This is a genomic window from Arthrobacter luteolus NBRC 107841 (assembly GCF_001552075.1).
In the GTDB taxonomy this organism is placed as follows: domain Bacteria; phylum Actinomycetota; class Actinomycetes; order Actinomycetales; family Micrococcaceae; genus Arthrobacter_B; species Arthrobacter_B luteolus.
In genome coordinates this window covers 262,338-288,101 of the sequence record NZ_BCQM01000002.1, presented here as the reverse complement: position 1 = coordinate 288,101, position 25,764 = coordinate 262,338, and the positions used below count along the sequence as shown (strand labels likewise).

Here is a 25,764-nt window from a genome sequence, read left to right as displayed (position 1 = left end):
TCTTTTTTGCGGTGACGGACGCGCGGCGGCGTACTTACTGCGTGACTGCCACCCACCGGTCCAGGGCCTCCCGCGCCTGACCGCTGTCCACCGACTCCTCGGCGCGCCGCAGAGCGGCCCTGAGCCGATCAGGCAGCGTCCCGTCAGCAGAAGAATCCAGGGCGACCAGCGCTGCGGCCGCGTTCAGCAGCACCGCGTCCCGCACCGGCCCCTTGTCTCCGGCCAGGACGCTGAGCACGACGGCGGCATTGGCGGGGGCGTCTCCTCCGCGCAGATCATCCAGCGTGGCCCTGCTGATCCCAAGATCAAGGGGATCCACCACGGAGCGCTCTACGGTGCCGTTACGCACCTCCCAGACGGTGGAGGGACCCGTCGTCGTCAGTTCATCCAGGCCGTCGCCGCCGCGGAACACCAGCGCGCGGACGCCCCGGGCGGCCAGCACGCCGGCGATAAGCGGTGCAAGGCGTTCGTCGGCCACGCCAATCGCCGAGGCGGACGGACGCGAAGGATTGGTCAGCGGCCCCATGAAGTTGAACGCCGTGGGCACACCCATGTCGCGCCGGGCGACAGCAGCGAAGCGCATCGACGGGTGGAACACCTGGGCGAAGCAGAAGGTGATCCCTGCCTCAACTGCGGCTTCGGCAACGCGCTCCACCGGGAGGTCCAGGCGGACGCCCAGCGCTTCAATCACATCCGCGGAACCCGAGGACGACGACGCCGCCCGGTTGCCGTGCTTTACCACCTTGGCTCCGGCGCCGGCACACACCAGCGCGGCCATCGTCGAAATGTTGACGGTGTTGTGACGGTCTCCGCCGGTTCCCACGATGTCAAGTGTTTCGCCCGGGATATGGATGGGCCGGGCATTCTCCAGCATGGCCTCAACCAGGCCGGTGAGTTCCTCGACACTTTCACCCTTGGCCTTCAGGGACACCAGGAACCCCGCGATCTGGGCGTCCGTTGCATCCCCGGCCATGATCGTGTTCATGGCCCACCAGGTCTGTTCGGTGCTCAGGTCCTCTCCCGCAATGAGCGCGTTGATCAGCGTCGGCCAGGTGTGCTTGGAACTCGGAAACGTACTCACACAACCTAGGTTATCTACGAATTGTAGAAAATGCTGATTTGTTTCCGGAGCGCCAGTTCCGCGCCGTTATTGGGAAGCGGGCCGTTTGGGAACGAATCGGACGCGCCGTTCGTGCGGTTCTGTTGGTGAACTGGGCAGTTTTGCGGCCATAATGTCTATGTGACAACAGCGACCCATGCCCCCAGTACCCCGGCTCACCCCACGCTGAACCGCCCCAATATGGTCTCCGTAGGGACCGTGGTGTGGCTCTCGAGCGAGCTCATGTTCTTTGCTGCGCTGTTTGCGATGTACTTCACTCTCCGCTCCACCTCGGGCGAGATGTGGGAGATCGAAACAGCCAAGCTGAACGTGCCCTTCGCCTTCGTGAACACGGTGATCCTTGTTTCCAGTTCCTTTAGCTGCCAGTTCGGCGTCTTTGCCGCTGAACGGCTCCAGCCGCGCCGTACCGGCGGCTTCTTCCAGATCGCACGTTGGGGAATGGTCGAGTGGTTCTTCCTGACCTTCATCCTCGGAGCGATCTTCGTATCCGTTCAGGCATACGAATACGCGGAGCTTGTTTCCCACGGGATCTCGCTCTCCTCCAACGCGTATGGATCCTCTTTCTACATCACCACCGGCTTCCACGGCCTGCACGTGGCCGGCGGTCTGATCGCATTCCTGTTCATCATCGGACGTGCCTACGCCGCCAAGCGGTTCGGCCACTTCGAAGCAACGTCGGCGATCGTGACGTCCTACTACTGGCACTTCGTTGACGTGGTCTGGATTGCCCTCTTCGTCATCATCTACTTCCTCAAGTAGCCCGCCAGCTGGGCATCACCACACCAGATTCAAAGTGGCACGAGCAACCAAAAGACCACACAAGTTAGGAACCACTAAGTGAAGGCACTATCGCAAAGGCGACGTCACCCCTTGGCAGCAGTAGTACTGCTGCTGCTGGGCCTCATCGTTACCGGTGGCATCTATGCAGCCGCCAGCGGAGCGAACGAGGCACAGGCCGCCACTACCTACACTGCCGATGATGTGCAGCAGGGCGAGAAGCTTTTCATTGCCAACTGCGCCACCTGCCACGGCATGGAGTCCACCGGCACCGAAAACGGACCGTCCCTTGTAGGCGTCGGAGCGGCATCGGTCGACTTCCAGGTCGGCACCGGCCGTATGCCGATGGCCATGCAGGGCCCCCAGGCCCAGCAGAAGCCGGCGCAGTTCAACGACGAACAGACCGCGCAGCTGGCTGCCTACGTTGCCTCCCTCGGCGCAGGCCCGTCCGTCCCGGAAGAGCAGTACCTCGAAACCACCGGCGACGCAGCTGCCGGCGGCGAGCTGTTCCGCGTCAACTGCGCCATGTGCCACAACGCAGCAGGCGCCGGTGGCGCCCTGACGCGTGGCAAGTTCGCACCGGCCCTTGAAGGTGTCAGCGAAGAGCACATCTACGAGGCCATGGTCACCGGCCCGCAGAACATGCCCGTCTTCTCCGATGCCAACATCTCCCCCGAGGAGAAGCAGGACATCATCACCTTCCTGAAGACCGTCGAAGCCAACGGTTCCCCCGGCGGCGCAGAACTCGGTTCACTCGGTCCGGTTTCCGAAGGCCTGTTCATCTGGACAGCCGGACTTGGCCTGATCATTGCTTTCACCATCTGGTTGACCTCCCGGTCTTCCTAACCATCGCCGCGCTCACCCCACGGGGTGACATCACAGTTACACATAGGTCTACTAATGCAGTTTCAAGAGAAGGATGAGGGGGATCATGGGCGACCATAGTCACGGCAGTCCGAACACCTCGGGCACCGTTGCTACGGCTGGCCAGGGCGTCGAAGGGGAATTCCAGAATCCTGGACTTCCCCCGCACCGCCCTCGCCTGGCCGACACGGATCCCCGGGCAGAGAAGCGCGCCGAAAAGCAGGTGGCGATTCTCTTCGCCATCTCGGTCATCGGAACGCTGCTCTTTTTCTACGCGTATTTCTTTATCCGCCTGGATGAGACCATCGGCACCCTGCGGGTGCAGAACCTCTTCCTCGGCCTCGGCACCGCCTTCGCGATGCTCGGCATCGGCGTCGGCATCGTGCACTGGGCCAAGACCCTCATGCCGGACCACGAAGTCATCGAGGAACGTCACGAAGTCCGTCCGGAGGAAGACCGTGTTGTCGCCGAGAAGATGATCGGCGACATCATCGAGGAGACCGGGATCAAGCGCCGCCCGCTCATCCGCAACACCCTCCTGGGTGCGGTTGCACTGGCTCCGCTGCCGGCGATCGCAATGTTCCGCGATCTGGGCCCGCTCCCGGGCGACGTCCTGCGCCACACCATGTGGGACAACGGCGTCCGCCTGACCCGCGATCCCAGCGGCACCCCGATCAAGGCATCGGACGTTACCCTCGGTTCCGCGTTCCACGTCATTCCCGAAGGCCTGAACGACGCCGAGCACAAGCTGGAGGAGAAGGCCAAGGCTGTTGTCCTGCTGATGCGCCTCGATCCGTCCAAGCTCAACCCCTCCCCCGGCCGTGAAGACTGGTCGGTGGACGGCATTGTTGCCTACTCGAAGATCTGCACGCACGTCGGCTGCCCCGTGGCACTGTACGAGCAGCACACGCACCACCTGCTGTGCCCGTGCCACCAGTCCACGTTCGACCTGACGCAGGAATGCGCCGTGATCTTCGGGCCGGCCGTCCGGCCGCTGCCCCAGCTGCCGATCGCCGTTGATGACGAGGGTTACCTCATCGCCACCAGCGACTTCACAGAACCCGTTGGACCGAGCTACTGGGAGCGTGGCTGATCATGACTGCTACCTCTGCAACCGGCACCTACGAGCCGAAGACCAAGCTCGGGCGCATCACCAACTTCGTGGATTCCCGCGTCAGCGGCTCCATGATGGTCAAGGAATTCGGCCGCAAGGTCTTTCCTGACCACTGGTCCTTCATGTTTGGTGAAGTGGCGCTCTACAGCTTCGTCATCCTTCTCCTCTCCGGAACGTTCCTGACGTTCTTCTTCGACCCGTCAATGGCCGAAACGCACTACGACGGCAGCTATGTGCCGCTCAAGGGCGTGGAGATGTCCGTGGCATACGCTTCGTCACTGGACATTTCGTTCGACATCCGCGGCGGACTGTTCATGCGCCAGGTCCACCACTGGTCGGCCCTGCTGTTCGTGGCTTCAGTCTCCGTGCACATGCTTCGCGTCTTCTTCACCGGCGCGTTCCGCAAGCCGCGCGAACTCAACTGGGTTGTCGGCGGCGTGCTGCTGATCCTGGCCCTGGCTGCCGGCTTCACCGGTTACTCCCTGCCGGATGATCTGCTGTCCGGTAACGGCCTGCGCATCATCGACGGTGTTATCAAGGCAGTCCCGGTTGTTGGTACCTACATCAGCTTCTTCCTCTTCGGAGGGGAGTTCCCGGGTACTGCGGTCATCGGCCGCCTGTACGTGCTGCACATCCTGCTGGTTCCGGCCCTCATCCTCCTGATGATCGCCATCCACCTGTTTATGGTCGTTATCCACAAGCACACCCAGTGGCGCGGTCCGGGACGTACCAACAACAACGTTGTCGGCTTCCCTGTCGGCCCGGTCTACGCGGCCAAGGCCGGTGGATTCTTCTTCATCGTCTTCGGCATCATCGCGTTTATCTCCGCGGTCTTCACGATCAACCCGATCTGGAACTACGGCCCGTACGACCCCTCCCCCGTTTCGGCAGGCACCCAGCCTGACTGGTACATCGGCTGGGTTGACGGTGCACTCCGTCTGATGCCGGGCTGGCTGTTCGGTTTCCCGTTCGAATGGAACATTCCGTTCCCCTGGGGCGTCAACACACTGTCCCTGAACGTGCTGCTGCCGGCCCTGGTCCCCGCGGGCATCGTCTTCACGCTGCTCTTCACCTGGCCGTGGATCGAAGCCTGGGTCACCAAGGACAAGCGGATCCACAACCTGCTTGATCGTCCGCGCAACGCGCCGACCCGCACCGCCATCGGCGTTGCCGGCGTGATCTTCTACTGCGTTATGTGGGCTGCTGCCAGCTCCGACCTCATCGCCACGCACTTCCATGTGTCGCTGAACGATGTCACCTACTGGCTGCGCGCTCTGTTCTTCTTCGGTCCGGTCATCGGTTTCATCGTGGCCCGCCGCATCGCCCTGGCGCTGCAGCGCAAGGATCGTGAAATTGTGCTCCACGGTGTGGAAAGCGGCCGTATTGTCCGCCTCCCGCACGGTGAGTACATCGAGGTCCACGAACCGCTGGACGAGTACAAGCGCTACAAGCTGGTCGCCTTCGATTCTCCCCAGGTCCAGCCGGCCCAGCCGGATGCCAAGGGCAAGATCAGCCGCCAGGAGAAGCGCCGCGGAGCACTCTCCCGGTTCTTCTTCGAGGACCGCGTTGCTCCGGTGACGCCGGCCGAGCTCGAAGCAGCACACCATCACGAAGCGCCTGCCGAAGTTGAGGCAAGCGAAGAGGATCAGGCTCCCGCTTCCCTCGAGAAGCACTAGCCCCTCCGCACAAAAAGAGCTCCCGGCCAGCATTGCTGGCCGGGAGCTCTTTTTTGTATCCGGTGTGAAGACTGCCGGGTTGCCGGGCGGGCGTTACTAGAGCTCGAATGGTTCCCGGGAAGGCAGCGGATGCTTGCGGACGGGATGCTCCAAATCGGCGAAGGGAGCTGCTCCGATACTCAGTTTCGTGAAGTCCAGGCGCGATTCCCGAATGACCACCTGAATCCCCTTGACCGCCAGCTTGACGTCCGGGACCAGGCAGAGGATGTTCAGCTTGTAGGGACTGAACGCGGTTTCCTCCACCGATCCGAGCCCCCGCCAGGAAAAGTATGTCCCGATGGCTGTCGCCGCCTTGTGCTCGAGGTAGCGGTCCCGTTCGGTGCCTTCACGGGATTTCAGCCGGTACTGGGCAATCACCCAGTGCTGTTCCTCCTCCGGGATCTCGGCGTAGCCGGCGGCAGCTGCTGCTGCACCAAAGGTGGCCAGGAGGGTCTCGGCCTTTTCGGCGTCGACGTCTTCACGGACGGCTACGGTGCCCTCATTCCCGACCCTCCCCTGCGTTGTCATCAGCGAACCGTCTTCGGGTTCGTAGACTGCCTCTTTGAACAGCATCGCGCGGGGCGGATCCTGCTTGTACATCCTCAGGATCTCCATTCTTGGCTGATCCCTCCATTCTTTGTCAGGTCGCCTGGTGGCGTCCGGGGTGATAGGTGCGCGGTGTCCGGATGCCGGGCCGCTGGAGCGGCACCCAGAGCTTGTACCGGTCCGCGCGGTAGTACGAGACGGAATAGTCCACCATGGACCGGGAAACATACGCATGGCGCTGGATCTTCAGCAGCGGGGCGCCCAGCTCGACGTTGAGCAGGCGGGCGATGGACGCTGAAGCGGCTGTGGCCTCGATGGTGTCCTCGCCCCATTCGATGACCATCCCGTAACGCTCACTCAGAACCCGGTACAGCGACGTGGGCGGCTCTTCGTCGAGCATGCCCGGTACGTGCCAGGCGGGAATGAAATTCTCGTCCACACTCATTGGCTCCCCGTCAGCGAGCAGCTGACGGCGGAAGCGGACCACGGGCTGTCCCGGGTCGATCTGCAGTTCCCGGGCCACCAGGTGGGATGCTGGCACCTGCTCAAAGGTCAGCACGCGCGCGTCCGGGACCATGCCTCGGCGGTGCATCTCCTCACTGTAGGACGTGAGCTTGATCTGCAGGTCGAGTTTGGGCCGCGCCACAAACGTACCGACGCCCACCACACGCTCCAGGACCTCATCAGCAACCAGCGCATCGATGGACTGGCGGATTGTCATCCGGGCAACGTTGAAGTGTGCGGCGAGTTCCCGTTCCGAAGGCAGGGCTGCTCCCGCTGGGGCATGCTGGTCGACAAACCGGCGCAGGATGTCCTCAAGCTGCCGGTGCTTCGGGACGCCGGACGCTATGTCGATGGAATCGGGGAAGTCCCGCAGGGCCCTGGCTATCACGGACAGACCGGAGCCGGGAAGGACACAGCGAACATGCGGAGGGAACCCCCTGTAGAGGATGGAGCGGCACTGTCTTTAGGATACCGGTACACCGGGAAGCGCCAGCACATCCGGGCCGGACGAAAGACACGCAGGAACAGCAAAAGGGAGGATCCGCAGCGAACTGCGGATCCTCCCTCTCGTCGAACCTGAACTACCTGCGGAACACCTTAGTGTGCGTGGTTTCCGCGGCTGTACTCGAAGACCCAGCCAACAAGGGCAATGACAGCGAGGCCAGCACCGATATAGAAGACCCACCAGCCGACTGCGAGGCCCAGGAAGCCTGCAGCACAGGCCGTAGCCAGAACCAGGGGCCACCAGCTCCAGGGGCTGAAGAAGCCCTGCTCGCCGGAACCTTCGTGGATTTCAGCATCCAGCCGGTCCTCCGGCCGCATGCCGACCCGGCGTGCGGTGAAGGCCAGGTAGTAACCGACCATCAGTGACATGCCGGCGGTCAGGAAGAGCGCCAGGAAGCCAACCGGTTCCATCCACTCCACGAGGTAGCCGTACACAACGCCCACCAGGAGGAAGAACGGAGCCATCAGAAGGAAGAGCTTGGATTCGATTTTCACTTCACGGCCTCCTTGCGGTCAGCGGACCCGAGCACCTTGCCCGCTGCGGACTCATTGGTCACGGTCTGCTGGAGTTCCGGGTGGTGGAGATCCAGTGCCGGACGTTCCGAACGGATGCGCGGCAGCGACGTGAAGTTGTGGCGCGGCGGCGGGCAGGACGTAGCCCACTCGAGCGATGCACCGAAGCCCCAGGGGTCATCAACTTCAACCTTCTTGCCGTGGCGCCAGGTGATGTAGACGTTCCAGAAGAACGGAATCAGCGAGGCTCCCAGGACGAAGGAGGCGATCGTGGAGAACTGGTTCATAGCGGTGAAGTTGTCTTCCACCAGGTAGTCCGCGTAACGGCGCGGCATGCCGATGACACCCAGCCAGTGCTGGATCATGAACGTGCCGTGGAAGCCCAGGAAGAGCAGCCAGAAGTGGATCTTGCCGAGGCGTTCGTTGAGCATCTTTCCGGTCCACTTCGGCCACCAGAAGTAGAAGCCGGCGAACATTGCGAAGACAACGGTTCCGAAGACCACGTAGTGGAAGTGGGCGACCACGAAGTAAGTATCCGAAACGTGGAAGTCCAGCGGCGGGGAGGACAGGATGATGCCGGTCAGTCCGCCGAACAGGAAGGTAATGAGGAAGCCGATGCTCCAGAGCATCGGAGTCTCGAAGGTGATGGACCCCCGCCACATCGTGCCGATCCAGTTGAAGAACTTCACCCCGGTAGGCACCGCGATCAGCATCGTCATGAAGGCGAAGAACGGAAGCAGCACGCCGCCGGTGACGTACATGTGGTGTGCCCACACGGTCACGGAGAGGGCTGCGATCGCGATCGTTGCGTAGACCAGGCCCTTGTAGCCGAAGATCGGCTTGCGGCTGAAGACCGGGAAGATCTCCGAAACGATACCGAAGAACGGCAGCGCGATGATGTAGACCTCAGGGTGCCCGAAGAACCAGAACAAGTGCTGCCAGAGGATGGCACCGCCGTTCTCCGGATCAAAGATGTGAGCGCCGAACCGGCGGTCAGCGCCGAGGGCGAACAGTGCAGCAGCCAGCGGCGGGAAAGCCATCAGGATCAGGATGGCCGTCACCAGGGTGTTCCAGGTGAAGATCGGCATCCGCCACATGGTCATGCCCGGGGCACGCATGCAGATGATCGTGGTGATGAAGTTGACGCCGCCAAGAATGGTGCCGAAGCCGGAGAGCGCAAGGCCGAAGACCCAGAGGTCACCGCCGACACCTGGCGAGAACGTTGTGTTCGACAAGGGTGCGTAGGCAAACCAGCCGAAGGACGCTGCGCCCTGCGGGGTGATGAAGCCGGAGACTGCGATGACGCTGCCGAAGAGGAAGAACCAGAAGGCGAGGGCGTTGAGCCGCGGGAACGCGACGTCGGGTGCGCCGATCTGGAGCGGCATGATGACGTTGGCGAATCCTGCAAACAGCGGGGTGGCGAACATCAGCAGCATGACAGTGCCATGCATGGTGAAGAGCTGGTTGTACTGCTCCTTGGTCTGCAGGATCTGCATACCGGGTTCAAACAGCTCGGCACGGATGACCAGGGCCATCACGCCGCCGAGGCAGAAGAAAATGAATGAGGCGATCAGGTACATGTACCCGATGGTCTTGTGGTCAGTGGAGGTGATCCAGTTGACGACGATGCGTCCCTTGGAGACCGGCACAACGCGCGGGGCGACCTGCGTGCGTGATTCCTCCGAAGTGTATTCCAGGGTAGTCATTGCTTTCCTCCTACCTCCTTACTTCGTCGGATTCAGGTTTGTGTTGCGGTCGTATTCCGCACCCAGCTGGCCATCGTTGAGGGTGGCCAGGTAGGCCTCGTACTCGGCCTCGGAAACAACCTTCACATTGAAGAGCATCTCGGAGTGGTACTCGCCGCAGAGCTCAGCGCACTTTCCTTCGAAGGTGCCTTCCTGCTGCGGGGTAAGAGTGATGTAGTTGGTGCGGCCCGGGATCATGTCCTTCTTCTGCAGGAACGCGGGGACCCAGAAGGAGTGGATGACGTCGCGGGCGTTGAGCTGCAGTTCAACCGACTTGTTCACCGGAAGGTACAGGGTCGGCATCTCGGTTTCGGTCTTCTCCTGGCCGTCGAGGTTGACCTGGACTCCGCTGTAGTACTTGTCTTCATTGACATAGTTGAAGTCCCAAGACCACTGCTTGCCGCGGACATCGACGACGACGTCCGGGTTGTCATCGCGGGCTTCAAGTGCCCGGATGTCCTGGTCGGTGAAGAAGAACAGCACCAGAACCATGAAGAGCGGGATGGCCGTGTAGAAGATTTCCAGCGGCAGGTTGTAGCTCAGCTGGCGGGGGTAGCCCGTCTCATTCTTGCGGCGCCGGTAAGCGATGATGCACCAGAGGAGCAGACCCCAGGTGAGGATACCAACGGCCAGAGCGGCGATCCATGAATTGACCCAGAGGTCCATGATGCGGCCGGTGTGGTTGGTCGTGTCGTGTTCCGTGGGCAACCAGCCCTTTTGGACATCCGACGAACAACCCGATAAAAACAACGCGCCGGCCGACGTTACGGCTGAGATCTTTAAGATCCTGGCGCGTCGGCTGCTGGTTCGGTCCTGCGAACTCACAGACGGCCCTTCCTCTTGTTACGTGCAAGTGCGGCACAGCGGACATAAAAAAACCCCCAGCTGCGCACGATCAGTTTTACTACTACGTGTAGAGCTTACCCCGGACGCGGTGCTGTCCAGTGACAGACCGCACCGCGTGCCGGGCAGAATACCCTCTATTACGGTCCGGAGACCGTGCCGGGCCTAGTGGAAGGAGTCTCCACAGGCACAGGAGCCACCGGCGTTGGGATTGTCGATGGTGAAGCCCTGCTTGGAAATGGTGTCCTCGAAATCAATGGAGGCCCCGGACAGGTACGGCACGCTCATCTTGTCGACGATTACTTCGACGCCGTCGAAGTCGCGCACTGCATCCCCCTCCAGCACCCGCTCATCAAAGTAGAGCTGGTAGATCAGTCCGGAGCAGCCGCCCGGCTGCACGGCCACACGCAGACGCAGGTCGGTGCGGCCCTCCTGCTCCAGGAGGGAGCGTACTTTGCCGGCTGCCACGTCGGACAGCGCTACGTCGTGGATCGGCAGTTCTGCTTCCGTTTCCGTCCCGCTCAGGCCGGCGGCATTCTCACTCGTGGAAGTACTCATTGCTTCTCTCTTTCCGTCCGGGCACCCGGTCTGCCGGCAGCCGTTCCTCATGTCGGTCATTCATACTCCGCCATGGGCAACGCTGCGGGACCGGGAGCCAGTTCACTCCATGGTACGTCGGGGCACCCCCGGTCCCGTAACCGTCTAGGGGGTTTCCTGTATTCCCAGCCGTGCCAAGAGGAGCGCCTCCGCGAGGATGGCGTTCTCGAAGTCCGCGAGGTTCAGCGATTCGTTGGCCGAGTGTGCGCGGGAGTCCGGATCCTCAACCCCCGTGATCAGGATCTGCGCGGCAGGAAAGACCTCCACGAGGTCAGCGATGAACGGAATGGAACCCCCGACTCCCATTTCCACAGGGGTAGTGCCCCAGGCTGTCTCCAGTGCCCAGAGCGCTGTCTGCGCGGCCGGGGCTGACGTGTCAGTGGCGAAGGCGTTGCCGCTCTCCCCCGGGGTGAACCGCACTTCCGCACCAAACGGGCGGTGCGCTTCAAGGTGCCGGGCCACAGCATCCATGGCTGCAGCCGGGTCCTGTCCCGGTGCCAGCCGGATGCTGAACTTTGCCCTGGCCGCCGGCTGGATCGTGTTGGAGGCCATCGCCACCGACGGCACGTCGATACCAATGATGGAAAGAGCCGGCTTGGTCCACAGCCGGGAGGCGATGGTCCCACTGCCAGCCAGCCGGACGGAGTCCAGGACCGAGGAGTCCTCCCGGAAATCCTGCTCCGGGTAGTCCACCCCGGCGTCGTCGAACCCGGTCAGGCCGTCGATCACAAGGTTGCCCTGCTCGTCGTGGAAGGTACTGATCAGGCGGGCCAGCAGGGTCGGCGCGTCCAGCACGGGTCCGCCGAACATGCCTGAGTGAACGGCGTGGCCGAGGACGCGCACCTCAAACGTGCCGTCCACCAGCCCGCGCAGGCTGGTGGTGAGTGCCGGGGTGCCGAGCTTCCAGTTGCCTGAATCCGCGACGACGATCACATCGGCCTGCAGCAGGTCCCGGTGCGTTTCGAGGAAGTTCCGGAAGGTGGGCGAACCCGCTTCCTCTTCTCCTTCGATGAAAAAGGTGATGCCAACACCCGGGCCGGCGCCGAGAACCTCATCAAGGGCACGCAGCGCCCCCACGTGCACCATGATGCCGGCCTTGTCATCCGCGGCACCGCGGCCATACAGGCGGCCGTTCCGCTCCGTCGCCGTGAAGGGTTCGGTCTCCCACAGTTCCAGGTCACCCGGCGGCTGCACATCATGGTGCGCGTAGAGCAACACCGTCGGCTTGCCCTCCTGCGCGGGGCGGCGGGCGACGACGGCGGGACCGCCGGGTTTGCCGTCCTGCTCACCGCGCAGGATCTGCACGTCGGTCAGGCCCGCGCCGCGCAGCAGGGCCGCGACAGCCTCTGCGGAATGGTCAAGGTGCACCGGGTCGAAGGAATCCCAGGCGATGCCGGGGATGGCAACAAGTTTGGTGAGGTCTTCCAAAGTGCGGGGAAAAGCCGCGGCGACGCTGGCGCGCAGCGCCGCATCGTCCGGCAGGACGCTGGATGATTCGGGAGTAGATGTCATAGGCAAAACCCTACAACTGTGCCTCCTGCTCCCCTGCGTCCGTGCTGATCAGGCCTGGGACCAGCCGGTTTTGGCCGTTGCGGCCCGGGCGTGCGCGTACACGCGCGGCGGGGGCGGTTCAGGGTATCCTTGATGAGTGTTCGGACGAAAGAAAGAAGCGCCCACCGCGCAGGAAACTGTGGATCTGGCAGCCTCGGCCCAAGCGGAAGAGGCGCGGAGAACTGCGTCCTCGTCGGCTGGCAAGGGAGCTCCTACCCCGCGCCGCAAAGACCAGGTGGCTGCCCGCCAGCGCCCGCTCGTGCCTAATGACCGCAAGGCGGCCCGCGATGCGAACCGCGCTGCCATGCGTGAAGAGCGGCTTAAGACGCGCGCCGCACTGGACACCGGGGACGAGCGCTACCTGCCGCTGCGCGACAAGGGACCGAACCGCCGGTTCGTCCGGGATGTCGTGGATGCCCGCTGGAACGTAGGCGAGTTCGTGATGATCGCCGCCGCCGTCTTCGTGGTGGCCAGCTTTATCCAGAACCTCGCTGTCCAGAGCTTTATCCTGATGGCTTTCTGGGTCCTGATCCTCCTGGTTATTGCTGACAGCATCAGGATCCGGTTTGTCCTGCGGCGCCGGCTCACTGCCAAGTTCGGCTCCCCGAACCAGGGTGACGTCTGGTACGGCGTTTCCCGGGCACTGCAGCTGCGCCGGTTCCGTCTGCCGAAGCCCCAGGTGCGCCGCGGCGACAAGGTCTCCTGACCAGCCGCACCTGTGTAAGGCATCTGAACCAACCCACAATCAGTTCATCCAGCAGCCGGATCAACCCGGTTGACCGATGAAAGTTGACCGATGAAAAAGGGAGGGACCGCCAACGCGGCCCCTCCCTTTTTGCTGCCGCAGCCTGACCTAGTGTCCGCCGCGCTGCAGTTTCCGCAGCTGCCGGTTGATCCGGGCAGCCCAGAACGGCCCTTCGTAAAGGAAAGCCGTGTAGCCCTGCACCAGGTTCGCACCGGCGTCCAGGCGCTGCTGCACGTCGCTTCCGGACTCGACGCCTCCCACGGAAATGATGACCGGCCCCTCCCCCAGTGCCGTGCGCAGGCGGCGGAGCACCTGCAGCGACCGCTCCTTCAGCGGGGCGCCGCTGAGCCCGCCGACGCCGGCCGCGATGACGGTCTCCGGATCCGTTACCAGGCCGTCGCGGCGCACAGTGGTATTCGAGGCCACCACGCCGTCGAGCTTCAGGTCCAGGGCGAGGCGCGCGACGTCGTCAATGTCTTCATCGGTAAGGTCCGGAGCAATCTTGACCAGCAGCGGAACGTGCCGGCCGGCAGTTTCGTCCGCGGTCCGGCCCACGCTGGCCAGCAGGGGGCGCAGCGAATCGATGTTCTGCAGCTGGCGCAGGCCGGGCGTATTGGGTGAGCTGACATTCACCACCAGATAGTCCGCGTCCGCGGCGAGCAGCCTGGTACTGGCAAGGTAGTCCTCAACGGCATCGGCGAGATCCACCTTCTTGGTCTTGCCAATGTTCACCCCCACAATGGGCCGGCTGCGGCCCCAGCGCCGGTGCAGGCCGTCCACGGCCTTCCTGATCCGCGGTGCCACCGCAGCCGCGCCGTCGTTGTTGAAACCCATCCGGTTGATGACGGCCCGGTCCTCGACCAGGCGGAACAGCCGAGGCTTGGCGTTGCCCGGCTGGGCCTGGGCCGTGACGGTGCCGATTTCAACGTGCCCGAAACCGAGGTTGCTCAGCGCTACGATGGCCGCCCCCTCCTTGTCGAAGCCCGCGGCAACACCGAATGGTGAGGGGAAGGACAGGCCGAGTGCTTCGGTGGCCAGTTCCGGAGCCGGCCGCATGAGGGCACGCATGAGGGGCCCGGCGGGTGTGCAGGCCGCTGCACGGATCATGTGGTAGCCGAATTTGTGGGCTTTTTCTGGGTCCATGCCGGAGAAGACAATCCGGAAGAACGTGGGGTAGACGCGCATGGTTTTAATGCTTCCATTCCGCGTCCCCGGCACCAAATCCATGGCCGCCGGCACCGGGCGATGACGCAGTGCCGGTGCAGTAACCTCGGTGTATGGGGCAAAACTGGCAACCTGACAGACTCGGCGACGGCTACCGTTACCTCACCCTTGATCTCGGCGAAGATGATGAAGGTCCCGTTGCGGCCACGCTGGTCTCCTATACCGCCGAGCCCCCTCCCCCGCCGTCGTTCCTGGGCCGGCTGCGCAAGGCGCTGTCCCGGACTCCGGCGCCAGTGGAGCCTGAACCTGTCCATGCCGTCATCTATATCCACGGCTGGACGGACTACTTTTTCCAGACCGAGCTGGCCGGCTTCTGGACTGAGCGCGGTGTGGCGTTCTATGCCCTGGACCTGCGCAAATACGGGCGGAGCCTGCGCCCCGGCCAGTCGGAAGGGTTCATTACGGACCTGGCTGATTACGACGCCGACATTGAGGCGGCGCTGGCCGCCGCCACCGAGGACATCCGCACGGGAACGAGTGAAGAGACCCCGGTGCGGATATCCCTGATGGCCCATTCCACCGGGGGCCTGGTGGCGTCACTGTGGGCCCACCGGAACCCGGGCAGGATCGAAGCGCTCATTCTCAACAGCCCCTGGCTGGAGCTGCGCGGCTCGTCCCTGGCGCGGAACGCTGCCGCCGGACTTTTGGAGCCGCTGGCCAGGACACGGCCGAAAGCCCGGCTCAAGATCCCCGAACTGGACTTCTACTGGCGAAGCGTCAGCGCTGAGGCCGACGGCGAGTGGGATCTGCATCCCGCCTGGAAACCACGGGGAAGCTGGCCGGTCCGGGCCGGGTGGATCACGGCGGTGCTGGCGGGCCATGCCCAGGTTGCCCGCGGACTCGACATCACCGCCCCCATCCTGCTGATGGCCTCTGCCCGGTCCACCATCGGAGCCACCTGGAATGAGTCCATGATGACGTCGGACAGCGTTCTTGACGTCACCCTGATGGTCCAGCGGGGCCTGCTGCTGGGGCCGGCTGTCACGGTCCTGCGTTTTGACGGGGCGCTGCATGACATCCTGCTGTCCGCCAAGCCCGTCCGCCGGCAGGTCTACCTGCAGCTGGACCGCTGGTCCTCCACCTACCTGCTGCGCTGAGTGGACCGCAGCTAGGAACCTGCCGCGGACTGGTCCACCGCACCCCCGTAGCGGCGGTCCCTGCGGGCATAGATTTCAACAGCTTCCCACAGCGTGCGGCGGTCAACGTCCGGCCAGAGCGTATCCATAAAGACCATCTCCGCGTAGGCGGACTGCCAGAGCATGAAGTTGGAAAGCCGCTGCTCGCCGGAGGTGCGGAGGAACAGGTCCACGTCGGGCAGGTCGGGTTCGTCAAGGTAGCGCTGGATGGTTTTCTCCGAGATGCCACCGGGACGCAGTTTCCCGCTCTTCACATCCGCCGCAATCGCGCTGACCGCGTCGGTGATTTCCGCCCGGCCACCGTAGTTCACACACATGTTCAGGGTGCAGGTGGTGTTGGCCTTGGTTTGTTCCTCGGCAATCTCGAGTTCGCGGACCACAGTCTGCCAGAGCCGCGGACGCCGTCCGGACCAGCGGATCCGCACGCCCCACTCATCGAGCTGGTCCCGCTGGCGGCGGAGCACATCGCGGCTGAAACCCATGAGGAATCGGACCTCTTCCGGGGAACGCTTCCAGTTCTCGGTGGAAAACGCGTAGACGGAAACGTGCCGGATGCCGATCTCCACGGCCCCGGCCATCACATCCAACAGCGCCGCTTCACCGGCACGGTGCCCTTCGGTGCGCGGGAGTCCGCGCTGGTTGGCCCAGCGTCCGTTGCCATCCATCACAATAGCCACGTGCGCCGGCACCAGGTCCTTGGGCACCGGCGGCGGCACGGCACCGGAGGGGTGCGGCCAGGGCGCGCTGACCGGGGTGGTTCGGGAGGAGAACAAAGCTATACACGCTCCACATGTTGAAGGGATCTAACGACTCTTTCCAGATGCCATTGCAGGTAACTGGCCACCAGCCCGGCCGACTCCCGCCGCGGCTGCGGTCCGGATGCGTCCACCGCTTCCCAGTCGCCGCTGAGCAGCGCGGCGAGCAGCAGCATGGTTTCCGCCGACGGTGAGGCGGAGCCGGGCGGGCGGCAGGACGGGCACACGGCACCGCCCAGCGGGGCCGAAAACGCGGTGTGCGGCCCGGGGGCATTGCAGCGGGCACAGTCGGTGAAGGTAGGCGCCCAGCCTGCCGTGGCCAGCGCGCGGAGAAGATAGGAATCGAGGATCAGCTCGGGTGCATGCGCTCCCCTGCTGAGTGCGGCCATCGCACCGATCACCAGGTGGTAGTGCGCGTTGGCCGATTCGCCGTCGACGTCGGTCAGGCGCTCGGCTGTTTCCGCGATGGCGGCGGCAGCGGTATAGCTTGCATAGTCCGCAGCGATTCCCGCCCCATAGGCACCTTTGGTCTGCACCTGGGTCACGATGTCCAGGGTCCGGCCATGACTGAGCTGCAGGTCCACGACCATAAAGGGCTCCAGCCGGGCCCCGAATTTGCTGGACGTGCGGCGTACGCCTTTGGCCACGGCCCGCACCTGTCCGTGATTCCGGGTCAGCAGGATGACGATCCGGTCTGCTTCGCCGAGTTTATGGGTGCGCAGGACAACACCCTCATCGCGGTACGTCCGCGACGCGAAAGACTTAGTGGCCACGGTGCCATTTTCCCATGAACGGCAGCGCCCGGCCGCGGATGCAGCCGGGCGTGCCGTTTTGGTACGGAACCGTCAGCGCTCCTGCGAGGGAGCGCCGTCGCGGATAGCCCGGTTGACGGCGGAGATCACGGCCTTCAGGGCCGAGAGCGTGGTGTTGGAATCGATCCCGACACCCCACAGGACACGCTCACCGACGGCGAGTTCCACATAGGCTGCGGCCATGGCGTTGCCGCTGGCGGACAGGGCGTGCTCGGTGTAATCGAGCAGGCGGACGTCCACGCCGTCCTGGCCCAGGATGCCCAGCAGGGCGTCGATGGGGCCGGTTCCCGAAGCGGCCCGGCGCTGCTGCGTCCCGCCGGTGCGCAGGCTGGCGGTCAGCAGGAAATCGCCGTTCTCCGAGGTGTCTGCGGTGACCGAGGACAGTGCATAGTGGCCCCACGGCTCACCGCCGGAGTCCGGGGTGGTGGGCAGGTATTCGTCCTGGAAGACCTTCCAGAGTTCGGCCCCGGTGACTTCTCCGCCTACCGTGTCGGTGCGGCGCTGGATAACGCCGGAGAATTCGATCTGGGCCCGGCGCGGGAGGTCCAGGTTGTGCTCGCTCTTCAGCAGGTAGGCGACCCCGCCCTTGCCGGACTGCGAGTTGACCCGGATAACGGCTTCGTAGCTGCGTCCGATGTCCTTCGGGTCGATCGGCAGGTAGGGAACGCCCCATTCCAGCTCGTCGACGGACGTGCCGGCGGCAGCGGCGTCCTTCTCCATGGCTTCGAAGCCCTTTTTGATGGCGTCCTGGTGCGAGCCGGAGAAGGCGGTGAAGACCAGGTCTCCACCGTAGGGGGACCGCTCCGGGACGGGCAGCTGGTTGCAGTATTCAACGGTGCGCCGGATCTCGTCCATGTTGGAGAAGTCGATCTCCGGATCAATGCCCTGACCGAACAGGTTCATGCCCAGGGTCACCAGGTCCACGTTGCCGGTGCGCTCACCGTTGCCGAACAGGCAGCCCTCGATCCGGTCTGCTCCGGCCAGGTAGCCCAGTTCGGCGGCGGCGACGCCGGTTCCGCGGTCGTTGTGCGGGTGCAGGGAGAGAATAATCGAATCGCGGTTCGCCAGGTTGCGGTGCATCCACTCAATGGAGTCGGCGTACACGTTGGGAGTCGCCATTTCCACGGTGGCGGGCAGGTTCAGGATCATCTGCCGGTCCGGGGAAGCTTCGAGGACCTCGGCGACGGCGTTGGAGATCCGCAGCGCGAACTCCAGCTCGGTGCCGGTGTAGGACTCCGGTGAGTATTCATACGTGACGTCGACGCCGCGCAGCTGCTCTTCATACTTCTTGCAGAGGCGCGCGCCGGTCAGGGCGATGTCCACGATTCCGTCCTGGTCGGTGTTGAACACGACTTTCCGCTGCAGGACGGACGTGGAGTTGTACAGGTGCACGATCGCCCGGTCGGCGCCCTCGAGTGCGTCATAGGTGCGCTCGATCAGGTGTTCGCGGGACTGGGTGAGGACCTGGATGGTGACGTCGTCCGGAATCCGGTCGCCTTCGATCAGCTGGCGGACGAAGTCGAAGTCCAGCTGCGAGGCTGAGGGGAACCCGACTTCGATTTCCTTGTAGCCCATGTTGACCAGCAGGTCGAACATTTTGTGCTTGCGCTCGGGGGTCATCGGATCGATGAGCGCCTGGTTGCCGTCACGGAGATCCACCGCACACCAGCGGGGGGCTTTCGTGATGACCTTGTCCGGCCAGGTGCGGTCCGGCAGCTCGACGCTGATCTGGTCCTGGAACGGCACGTACTTATGGACCGGCATTCCGGAGGGCTGCTGTGCGTTACGCATAATGTCTGGGTGGCCTTTTCTTTGAGAGCTTCAGAAATGGTGGCCGGGCAACACAAACTCCGCAGCGAGGGTTCGGCCTAATCAGTGGATTGTGAGGCCTCGCCGCGGCAGCTAAGAAGGAGGTTCTCTGCGCGCACCTGCCCAGACTAGCACGCAGGTCACGGGCTGCCGGAAAGCGTTAGTAACCGAAGGCCGACTGGCACGTAACCTGCGCCGCGGTCTGTCCCGTAAGGCTGCCCAGGTCACCGGAATCCTTCATGGTGTTACCGGTCCGGAAGTCGGCACCCACCTGCACGACGACGCCGCTCACTGCTGCGCTGGCACTCACCTGGGAGGAGGGAATGTTCAGCGCATCAGCAACCTGCTGGGCCATGGTGTCGTAGCCGGGGGTGAAGAAGACCTGGGTACCGGGGGTGGTGGACTGGGAGAGCCCGCCGGCGATCGCCTGCGTGAATCCTTCACTGAGGAGGTAGCGCGCAAGTTCAGCGTCGCGTCCGCTGGCCTCGCCGCTGATGCCGTCCAGGAAGGTCACAGGGATCGCAGCCGGATCCACGGCCGGTTCAGTGGCCTCGGGTGCGGGTGTCTGGGTGCCTTCGGTGGCTTCCGCCGCCGGCGCTTCCGGTTCGGCCTCGCCCGTCACCGGCTGGTCCGAAACCAGCGCGTCGAACAGAGGCTGGGCTGCTGCCTCATCGAGCACCAGCCGGTTGGGGTCCAGCTCATAGGGCGTGACCGGAACCGTCACAAACGCCACGTTGCCGAGGTCCACGTCCTTGAGCCGGCCTGCCAAGGCGATCAGCGTCGGAATGTCAGTGAGGCCCTCATCAACTGTCAGGTTCTTGGTGACCGTTTCGGCAATGGAGTACAGCCGGGGAAGGTTGTTCAGTGTGCCCTCGCCCTGGACCTTGCGGAACATGGAGGCGAGGAAGCTCTGCTGGGCGGCGATCCGGCCTTCGTCTCCGCCGTTGCCGAAACCGTGCCGGGTGCGCAGGAAGGCCAGGGCCTGATCTCCCTGGATGCTGGAGACTCCGGCGGGAATGTTCAGGCCGGACAGCGGGTCGTCGATGGGCTGGTTGACGCAGACTTCCACGCCGCCGAGGGTGTTGGAAAGCTCTTCGACGGCGTTGAAATCGGCCATCATGAAGTGGTCGACGTTCAGCCCGGTGACCTCGTTGATCGCTGCCACGGTGCAGCCCGGACCACCGTTGCCCAGGGCACCGTTGAGCTGCCCGAGGTCCATTGCCTGGTACTGCATGCCGGATTCCGGGTCGGTGCAGGCGGGCAGCGGAACCAGGAGGTCACGGGGGAAGCTGACGACGGTCACGTGGGACCTGTCCGCCGCCATGTTCACCAGCATCATCACGTCGGAGTTGTTGGAGTCCTGGCCGTCCCGGTTATCCGTGCCGAGCACCAGGATCTGCATGGAATCCTTGTTGGTGTCCGCCGGGAATTCGTCCTGGCCCTGGCCGATGTTCAGCGGTTTGGTGTCAAAGTTGCTCTGCAGGCGCATGAGCTGCACCCCGGCGAAGACCAGTCCGGACACCAGGGTGAGGGAGAGCAGGACGGCAAGTGTTGCAAGAACCGGGTGCCCTCCCCTGGCCGGACCGCTGCCGAGATGGCGGCTGCCGGGGACGGCGGTGCCGCGGCGGCCTGCCCGTGTGGCTGACCCGGAGGGACCAGGACCTGTTGCGGCACGGCGTGATGGCATAGCCGGTCCTTCCCATGAGTCAGTGAAAATCGAGCAGGCGAAAATGGATGTACAAAGTGTACGGGGCGCTCCTGTGAAGAAGCTTGGGGTGCGCTGGCGGTGGCCGTGGCTGCTAGAAGCCCAGTTTTACCAGCTGCTTGGGGTCACGCTGCCAGTCCTTGGCAATTTTGACATGCAGGTCCAGGTAAACCCTGGTGCCCAGCAGTGCCTCAATGCCGCGGCGGGCGTTGGTTCCCACTTCGCGAAGGCGCGCTCCGCCCCGGCCAATAATAATCGCTTTCTGCGAGGATCGTTCAACGTAGAGGTTTACGCGCACGTCGAGCAGCGGGTTTTCCGCACTGCGGCCTTCGCGGGGCACAATCTCGTCGACGACTACGGCCAGGGAGTGCGGAAGCTCGTCCCGGACACCTTCCAGCGCCGCTTCACGGACCAGTTCGGCGACCATCACGGCTTCGGGCTCGTCAGTCAGTTCGCCGTCCGGGTACAGGGGCGGGGAGGACGGCATGTGGGAGGACAGCACGTCGGCGACGGTATCAACCTGGAAACCGTCAGCGGCTGAGACCGGCACGACGTCGGCCCATCCGGTTTCGCCGAGGACTTCAGTGCCCAGCGCGGTGACCGACATTAGCTGCTTCGCCAGCGCGGCGCGGTCCACGAGGTCGGTCTTGGTGACCAGCGCGATCACCGGCTTCCGCTTAAGTGCCGCCAGCTGGTTCGCGATGTAGCGGTCGCCCGGGCCAACGGCTTCATTGGCAGGGAGGCAGAACCCGATGGCATCAACTTCGGCAAGGGTGTCAGCCACCAGGTCGTTCAGCCGCTGGCCCAGCAGGGTGCGCGGCCGGTGCAGCCCCGGGGTGTCTACCAGGATCAGCTGGGAGTCATCGCGGTGGACGATGCCGCGGATCGTGTGACGGGTGGTCTGCGGTTTGGCGGACGTGATGGCCACCTTCTGGCCAACCAGGGCATTGGTCAGGGTGGACTTGCCGGCGTTGGGCCGGCCCACCAGGGACACGAATCCGGCGCGGAACGTGGGCTCAGTCATTTCGGGGTACCAATTCTGTTGATTTCGTACGGCGGCGGGGTTCGGCGTCGTCGTGGGTTTCAGTTTCATCGCCCGCGGGCTGTTTCCAGGCCAGCACGTGGGAAACCCGGTTGCGGCGGCCTTCGAGTCTTTCGGCGTGGAGGACGATTCCTTCGACAACCACTTCGCTGCCGACAATCGGCACGCGGCCCAGGGCCTTGGCAAGCAGTCCGCCGACCGTGTCCACCTCGTCGTCCTCAAGGGTGATGTCGAACAGTTCGCCGAGGTCGTCGATGCCTGCTTTGGAGCTGATACGGTAGCGGCCCCCGCCCAGGTCTTCAATCTCAGGCCGTTCGGAGTCGTATTCGTCAACGATTTCGCCGACGATTTCCTCAATCAGGTCCTCCAGGGTGACCAGTCCCGCAGTTCCGCCGTATTCATCAATCACGATGGCCAAATGCGTTGATTCACGCTGCAGTTCCTGCAGAAGTTCATCGACGGCCTTGGATTCGGGTACGTAGCGGACCGGGCGGCAGAGGCCGTCCACCGTCTGGGCGGAGGCGTCCCCATCCCGTCCGTGCAGCTGCGCCGCGACGTCCTTGAGATAGAGGATGCCGCGGATCTGGTCGGCGCTGTCCCGGATCACCGGGACGCGGGAATACCCCGAGCGCAGGAACAGGGACATAGCCTGGCCCAGGGTGGACCCGGATTCCAGGCAGACCATGTCCGTACGCGGGACCATAACGGAGCGCACCTTGGTATCACCGAGTTCGAAGACGGAGTGGATCAGCTCCGCCTCGGTGTTTTCGATCATGTCCGCTTCGGACGCCCGGTCCAGCAGTTCCCTGAACTCCTCCTCGGTAAAGAAGGCGGCGTCCACACCGTTGGCCCCGGGTGCGACCGCGGAGCCGATCTTTACCAGCCATCCCGGTATGGGTCCCAGCACGGTGCGCAGGACGCTCACCAGCCCTGCGGTGAGGACAACCACGCCGGTGACGTGCTTCCGGCCGATCTGCCGGGGCGAGACGCCCACCAGGACGAAGCCGACGGCGGCCATCGTCACTGTGGCCAGCAGACCGGCCAACCAGAGGTTCTGCACCAGCAGCTGGAAGGCCATGGCCACGGAAACCGCCATGGCCATCTCGAACCACACCCGCCAGAAACGCAGGGCGTGCATGTGCGCCACCGGGTGCTGCAGGATCCGTTTCAGCGGTTTTCCGGCCCGGCCGTTAAGCAGCGCCTCGGCTTCGTGGCGGGGCAGGTAGCCGTAGGCAGCCTCGGCGGCAGTGAGCAATCCGGCCAGGACCATAAAGGCCAAGGCCATGACTACCAGGATGCCGATGCTCAACTGCGCGTCTCCTTCGGGGCATCCTTGCCCAGGAAGTCGGAGAGCAGGTGCCGCTGGAGCCCGAACATTTCGGCTTCTTCCTCCGGCTCTGCGTGGTCGTAGCCCAGCAGATGAAGCACTCCGTGCGTGGTCAGCAGGAGCAGTTCATCCTCCATGCTGTGACCGGCGGTTTCCGCCTGCTGGGCCGCGACCTGCGGGCAGAGCACAATGTCGCCCAGGACTCCGGCCGGCGTCGGCCGCCCGGGAGATCCGGGGCGGAGTTCGTCCATCGGGAAGGAGAGGACATCGGTAGGGCCGGGCAGGTCCATCCATTCGATGTGCAGCTTCTCGATCGCGTCTTCATCCACCAGGATGATCGACAGATCCGCTTCGGGGTGGACGTACAGGGCGTCCAGCAGGAAACGGCCCAGCCGGGCCAGCGCCTCTTCGTCTGCGGGAAGCGCGGATTCGTTGTTTACTTCAATGCTCATCGTTTGTTCTCCTGGCCGGCGCCCCGCGATGCGGTGCGGGTGCGGCGCTGCTCATCCCATTCGCCATAGGCGGTTACGATGTCGCTGACCAGCCGGTGCCGGACGACGTCGGTAGCTGTCAGTTCCGAGAACTGCACATCCTCGATGCCGTCCAGGATCTCGTGGACAATCCGGAGGCCGGACACGGTGCTGCCGGGCAGGTCCACCTGCGTGACGTCACCGGTGACCACCATCTTGGAGCCGAAGCCAAGGCGGGTCAGGAACATCTTCATTTGTTCGGGTGTGGTGTTCTGCGCCTCGTCCAGAATGATGAAGGCATCATTGAGGGTCCGTCCGCGCATATACGCCAGCGGTGCCACCTCGATGGTTCCGGCCGCCATCAGCCGCGGAATGGAATCGGGGTCCATCATGTCGTGCAGGGCGTCGTAGAGCGGGCGCAGGTAAGGGTCAATCTTGTCGCTGAGGGTGCCGGGCAGGAATCCGAGCCGCTCCCCCGCTTCGACGGCGGGCCGGGTCAGGATGATCCGGTTCACTTCCTTCTGCTGCAGCGCCTGCACAGCCTTGGCCATGGCCAGGTAGGTCTTTCCGGTGCCGGCCGGGCCGATCCCGAAGACCACAGTGTTCTTGTCGATCGCGTCGACATAGTTCTTCTGGTTCAAGGTCTTGGGCCGGATGGTGCGTCCCCGCGTGGACAGGATGTTCTGCGTGAGCACGTCCGCTGGACGCTCTGCGCTTTGATCCCGCAGCATCGTGATGAGCTGTTCCAGGATCTGGGGCGTGACGCGCGTCTGGTGGCGTGCCAGCACGCGGACCTCGTTGACCAGGCGGACGGTGCGGTCAACCGCCACCGCGGGCCCCGTGACGGAGAGTTCGTTTCCACGGACGTGCAGGTTCACCTCGGGAAAAGCAGCCTCGATGATTTTCAGTGCTTCATCGTTGGCGCCCAGCGACTGGACCATCTGCTCCGTTGAATCGAAGACGATCTTTTGCTGGTCTTCGCGGATAGTGCCGATTCCTGCTGAAGATTCGGTCATATATTCGGCCCCTCGGCCTTTCATCGCCCCTTTTAAGGAAGTTGGGTTGCAGTCCCGGCGGCAAAGGCCTGACCGGCCTTACACACACCCTGGTTAATGTTACTTGATCACCGCCGCGGTACGCCTCCGGCATCCATACCAGAAGCCGGCTTCCGGCGCACGGACTGCGGGGCTTCGTGAGCAGTGTTACACCCAATATCTCGGCTTGGCATCGGCTGGGTCTCAATCGGGTTTCAGTCCCGCCGCAGAACCGTTAAGCCCCCGGTTTGCGGGCGGGCGATATGCCAAGCTGGAATGCGTGCTGCCGGTTCCCGCCCCGGCAGACTCCCCCCACACAGCTGCGGTCTACGGACCGCAGCCAGGAACAGAGGAAGGCAGGGACCGTTCATCTCACCGCACCGCAAATCCGGACCCGGCCGCCGCATGTCCCTGTTGCTGCTGGCAGCCGGAGCACCTCTTCTGCTGGGCAGCTGCGGCGTTGTCGCCGAGCTCCCCACGACCAGCATGCCGAACTCCTTTAGCGGGAGCGCCAGCTCAGAGGGCCGCCCCATGGCTGTCTCGGCTCCGGCGGAGGCCACCGTCTCCAAGGTGGTGATGCCCGTGTACTGGCTTGGACTCAATGAATCCGACGTGCAGCTTTACCGTGAGTTCCTGCCCTCGGAGAACAACGGAGATCCGATCGGTGAAGCGGTCAGGGCGATGACCCGGGAATCCCCGCGGGACGGCGACTACTTCACTCCCTGGCATCCGGCGTCGAACGTGACTGCTTCGATCTCCAGCAAGAACGTCATCACCGTGGACATCACCTCCGATGCGTTCAAGGCCTCCCTTGATGCCGGCATGGCTCACCGTGCCGTCCAGCAGCTGGTTTACACGGCCACCGCTGCCGCCGCCAATGCGGGGCTGACAACGGCGGGGTTCAGCGCCAGCGTGGTTGTCCTGGTCGACGGAAAGGCCGGTTACTCGGCCTTCGGACACGAGAGCCTGGAACAGCCGCTCGAGCGCGATGTTTCACTGCCTGCACCCATCTGGATCATCACGCCGCAGGAGGGCGAGGCAACGGAAACGTCACTGACGGTCTCCGGATCCGCGGTAGTCCGCGATGAGCAGCTCTCCTGGAGTGTGGAACCGATTACCAACGGACGCCCGGAAGCGACCCAGGTGGCCTCGGGCACCATCCGCCTGGACGCATCCGCCGGGGAGACAGCCCTGTTTGATGTGCCGATCAAGCTGGAGCCGGGTGAGTACAACCTGCGGATCTTCCACGGCGCGGGCGCCAATGAGGATTCGAAGCGGATTACCGTTTACTGACCCGCGGAACCCGGATCCG

Annotated in this window: 24 protein-coding genes; 7 read left to right on the top strand and 17 right to left on the bottom strand. The window is 63.9% G+C overall.

The window, feature by feature from the left end; genetic code table 11:
* Positions 1 to 34 precede the first annotated feature (34 nt).
* Positions 35 to 1,081 carry an anthranilate phosphoribosyltransferase gene (gene trpD, locus AL3_RS05345; protein ID WP_066297706.1) on the bottom strand — a complete coding sequence of 349 codons (1,047 nt, stop codon included), beginning with the start codon at positions 1,079 to 1,081 and terminating at the stop codon, positions 35 to 37.
* Positions 1,082 to 1,240: 159 nt separating this feature from the next.
* Here trpD and ctaE point away from each other — a divergent pair, with 159 nt between their 5' ends.
* From ctaE to qcrB, 4 genes are all read left to right on the top strand, one after another.
* The gene (gene ctaE / locus AL3_RS05340) at positions 1,241 to 1,879 is read left to right on the top strand and encodes an aa3-type cytochrome oxidase subunit III (protein WP_083521473.1); all 639 of its coding nucleotides are present in this window, start codon (positions 1,241 to 1,243) and stop codon (positions 1,877 to 1,879) included.
* Positions 1,880 to 1,957: 78 nt separating this feature from the next.
* Complete coding sequence (gene qcrC, locus AL3_RS05335; protein ID WP_066297704.1) at positions 1,958 to 2,743, top strand: cytochrome bc1 complex diheme cytochrome c subunit; 786 nt, start codon at positions 1,958 to 1,960, stop codon at positions 2,741 to 2,743.
* A gap of 85 nt (positions 2,744 to 2,828) precedes the next feature.
* Positions 2,829 to 3,854, top strand: a complete 1,026-nt coding sequence (qcrA, locus tag AL3_RS05330; protein WP_066297703.1) for a cytochrome bc1 complex Rieske iron-sulfur subunit — start codon at positions 2,829 to 2,831, stop codon at positions 3,852 to 3,854.
* A 2-nt stretch (positions 3,855 to 3,856) separates the two neighbouring features.
* Complete coding sequence (qcrB, locus tag AL3_RS05325; protein WP_066297702.1) at positions 3,857 to 5,551, top strand: cytochrome bc1 complex cytochrome b subunit; 1,695 nt, start codon at positions 3,857 to 3,859, stop codon at positions 5,549 to 5,551.
* A 96-nt stretch (positions 5,552 to 5,647) separates the two neighbouring features.
* Here the strand turns inward: qcrB and AL3_RS05320 are convergent, their stop codons facing one another.
* The 7 genes from AL3_RS05320 to AL3_RS05290 form a co-directional block, all read right to left on the bottom strand.
* On the bottom strand, positions 5,648 to 6,205 hold the full coding sequence (locus AL3_RS05320) for a hypothetical protein (RefSeq protein WP_066297701.1): 558 nt from the start codon (positions 6,203 to 6,205) through the stop codon (positions 5,648 to 5,650).
* 25 nt (positions 6,206 to 6,230) lie between these two features.
* Entirely contained in the window at positions 6,231 to 7,025 is a 795-nt protein-coding gene (locus tag AL3_RS05315; RefSeq protein WP_246168635.1) for a GntR family transcriptional regulator, read from the bottom strand.
* Between the two features lie 212 nt (positions 7,026 to 7,237).
* Positions 7,238 to 7,639 (bottom strand): cytochrome c oxidase subunit 4, encoded by a 402-nt coding sequence (locus AL3_RS05310; RefSeq protein ID WP_066297700.1) that lies wholly within the window; start codon positions 7,637 to 7,639, stop codon positions 7,238 to 7,240.
* Entirely contained in the window at positions 7,636 to 9,363 is a 1,728-nt protein-coding gene (gene ctaD, locus AL3_RS05305) for an aa3-type cytochrome oxidase subunit I (protein ID WP_066297696.1), read from the bottom strand. Before ctaD ends, AL3_RS05310 begins: the two co-directional genes overlap by 4 nt.
* A gap of 18 nt (positions 9,364 to 9,381) precedes the next feature.
* The gene (ctaC, locus tag AL3_RS05300) at positions 9,382 to 10,227 is read right to left on the bottom strand and encodes an aa3-type cytochrome oxidase subunit II (protein WP_066297694.1); all 846 of its coding nucleotides are present in this window, start codon (positions 10,225 to 10,227) and stop codon (positions 9,382 to 9,384) included.
* A gap of 183 nt (positions 10,228 to 10,410) precedes the next feature.
* Positions 10,411 to 10,803, bottom strand: a complete 393-nt coding sequence (locus AL3_RS05295) for a HesB/IscA family protein (RefSeq protein WP_066297691.1) — start codon at positions 10,801 to 10,803, stop codon at positions 10,411 to 10,413.
* Positions 10,804 to 10,947: 144 nt separating this feature from the next.
* A complete protein-coding gene (locus tag AL3_RS05290; RefSeq protein ID WP_066297688.1) occupies positions 10,948 to 12,354 on the bottom strand; it encodes a dipeptidase in 1,407 nt (468 codons plus the stop codon).
* A 136-nt stretch (positions 12,355 to 12,490) separates the two neighbouring features.
* On the opposite strand from AL3_RS05290, the gene AL3_RS05285 reads away from it, so the two are divergent.
* Positions 12,491 to 13,099, top strand: coding sequence for a DUF3043 domain-containing protein (locus AL3_RS05285; RefSeq protein WP_066297686.1), 609 nt, complete (start codon positions 12,491 to 12,493; stop codon positions 13,097 to 13,099).
* Between the two features lie 147 nt (positions 13,100 to 13,246).
* Here the strand turns inward: AL3_RS05285 and AL3_RS05280 are convergent, their stop codons facing one another.
* Positions 13,247 to 14,323: a quinone-dependent dihydroorotate dehydrogenase gene (locus AL3_RS05280; protein WP_066297679.1), complete on the bottom strand. Its 1,077-nt coding sequence runs from the start codon at positions 14,321 to 14,323 to the stop codon at positions 13,247 to 13,249.
* A 92-nt stretch (positions 14,324 to 14,415) separates the two neighbouring features.
* Between AL3_RS05280 and AL3_RS05275 the strand changes: the two genes are divergently transcribed.
* Positions 14,416 to 15,459, top strand: coding sequence for an alpha/beta hydrolase (locus AL3_RS05275; protein ID WP_066297677.1), 1,044 nt, complete (start codon positions 14,416 to 14,418; stop codon positions 15,457 to 15,459).
* An 11-nt stretch (positions 15,460 to 15,470) separates the two neighbouring features.
* Here AL3_RS05275 and AL3_RS05270 read toward each other — a convergent pair whose 3' ends face one another.
* The 8 genes from AL3_RS05270 to AL3_RS05235 all read right to left on the bottom strand — a co-directional run bounded on the left by AL3_RS05270 (position 15,471) and on the right by AL3_RS05235 (position 24,434).
* Positions 15,471 to 16,271: an isoprenyl transferase gene (locus AL3_RS05270; protein WP_246168567.1), complete on the bottom strand. Its 801-nt coding sequence runs from the start codon at positions 16,269 to 16,271 to the stop codon at positions 15,471 to 15,473.
* A gap of 2 nt (positions 16,272 to 16,273) precedes the next feature.
* A complete protein-coding gene (gene recO, locus AL3_RS05265) occupies positions 16,274 to 17,026 on the bottom strand; it encodes a DNA repair protein RecO (protein ID WP_066297672.1) in 753 nt (250 codons plus the stop codon).
* Positions 17,027 to 17,098: 72 nt separating this feature from the next.
* The gene (leuA, locus tag AL3_RS05260) at positions 17,099 to 18,856 is read right to left on the bottom strand and encodes a 2-isopropylmalate synthase (RefSeq protein WP_066297670.1); all 1,758 of its coding nucleotides are present in this window, start codon (positions 18,854 to 18,856) and stop codon (positions 17,099 to 17,101) included.
* Between the two features lie 178 nt (positions 18,857 to 19,034).
* The gene (locus AL3_RS05255; protein ID WP_066297667.1) at positions 19,035 to 20,561 is read right to left on the bottom strand and encodes an LCP family protein; all 1,527 of its coding nucleotides are present in this window, start codon (positions 20,559 to 20,561) and stop codon (positions 19,035 to 19,037) included.
* A 112-nt stretch (positions 20,562 to 20,673) separates the two neighbouring features.
* Positions 20,674 to 21,603: a GTPase Era gene (gene era, locus AL3_RS05250; RefSeq protein WP_066297661.1), complete on the bottom strand. Its 930-nt coding sequence runs from the start codon at positions 21,601 to 21,603 to the stop codon at positions 20,674 to 20,676.
* A complete protein-coding gene (locus AL3_RS05245) occupies positions 21,596 to 22,906 on the bottom strand; it encodes a hemolysin family protein (RefSeq protein WP_370665093.1) in 1,311 nt (436 codons plus the stop codon). Before AL3_RS05245 ends, era begins: the two co-directional genes overlap by 8 nt.
* 20 nt (positions 22,907 to 22,926) lie before the next feature.
* The gene (gene ybeY, locus AL3_RS05240; protein WP_066297657.1) at positions 22,927 to 23,400 is read right to left on the bottom strand and encodes an rRNA maturation RNase YbeY; all 474 of its coding nucleotides are present in this window, start codon (positions 23,398 to 23,400) and stop codon (positions 22,927 to 22,929) included.
* A complete protein-coding gene (locus AL3_RS05235; protein ID WP_083521470.1) occupies positions 23,397 to 24,434 on the bottom strand; it encodes a PhoH family protein in 1,038 nt (345 codons plus the stop codon). The genes ybeY and AL3_RS05235 overlap by 4 nt, the downstream gene beginning before the upstream one ends.
* Before the next feature lie 423 nt (positions 24,435 to 24,857).
* Between AL3_RS05235 and AL3_RS05230 the strand changes: the two genes are divergently transcribed.
* Positions 24,858 to 25,745 (top strand): GerMN domain-containing protein, encoded by an 888-nt coding sequence (locus AL3_RS05230; RefSeq protein WP_066297653.1) that lies wholly within the window; start codon positions 24,858 to 24,860, stop codon positions 25,743 to 25,745.
* Positions 25,746 to 25,764 lie beyond the last annotated feature (19 nt).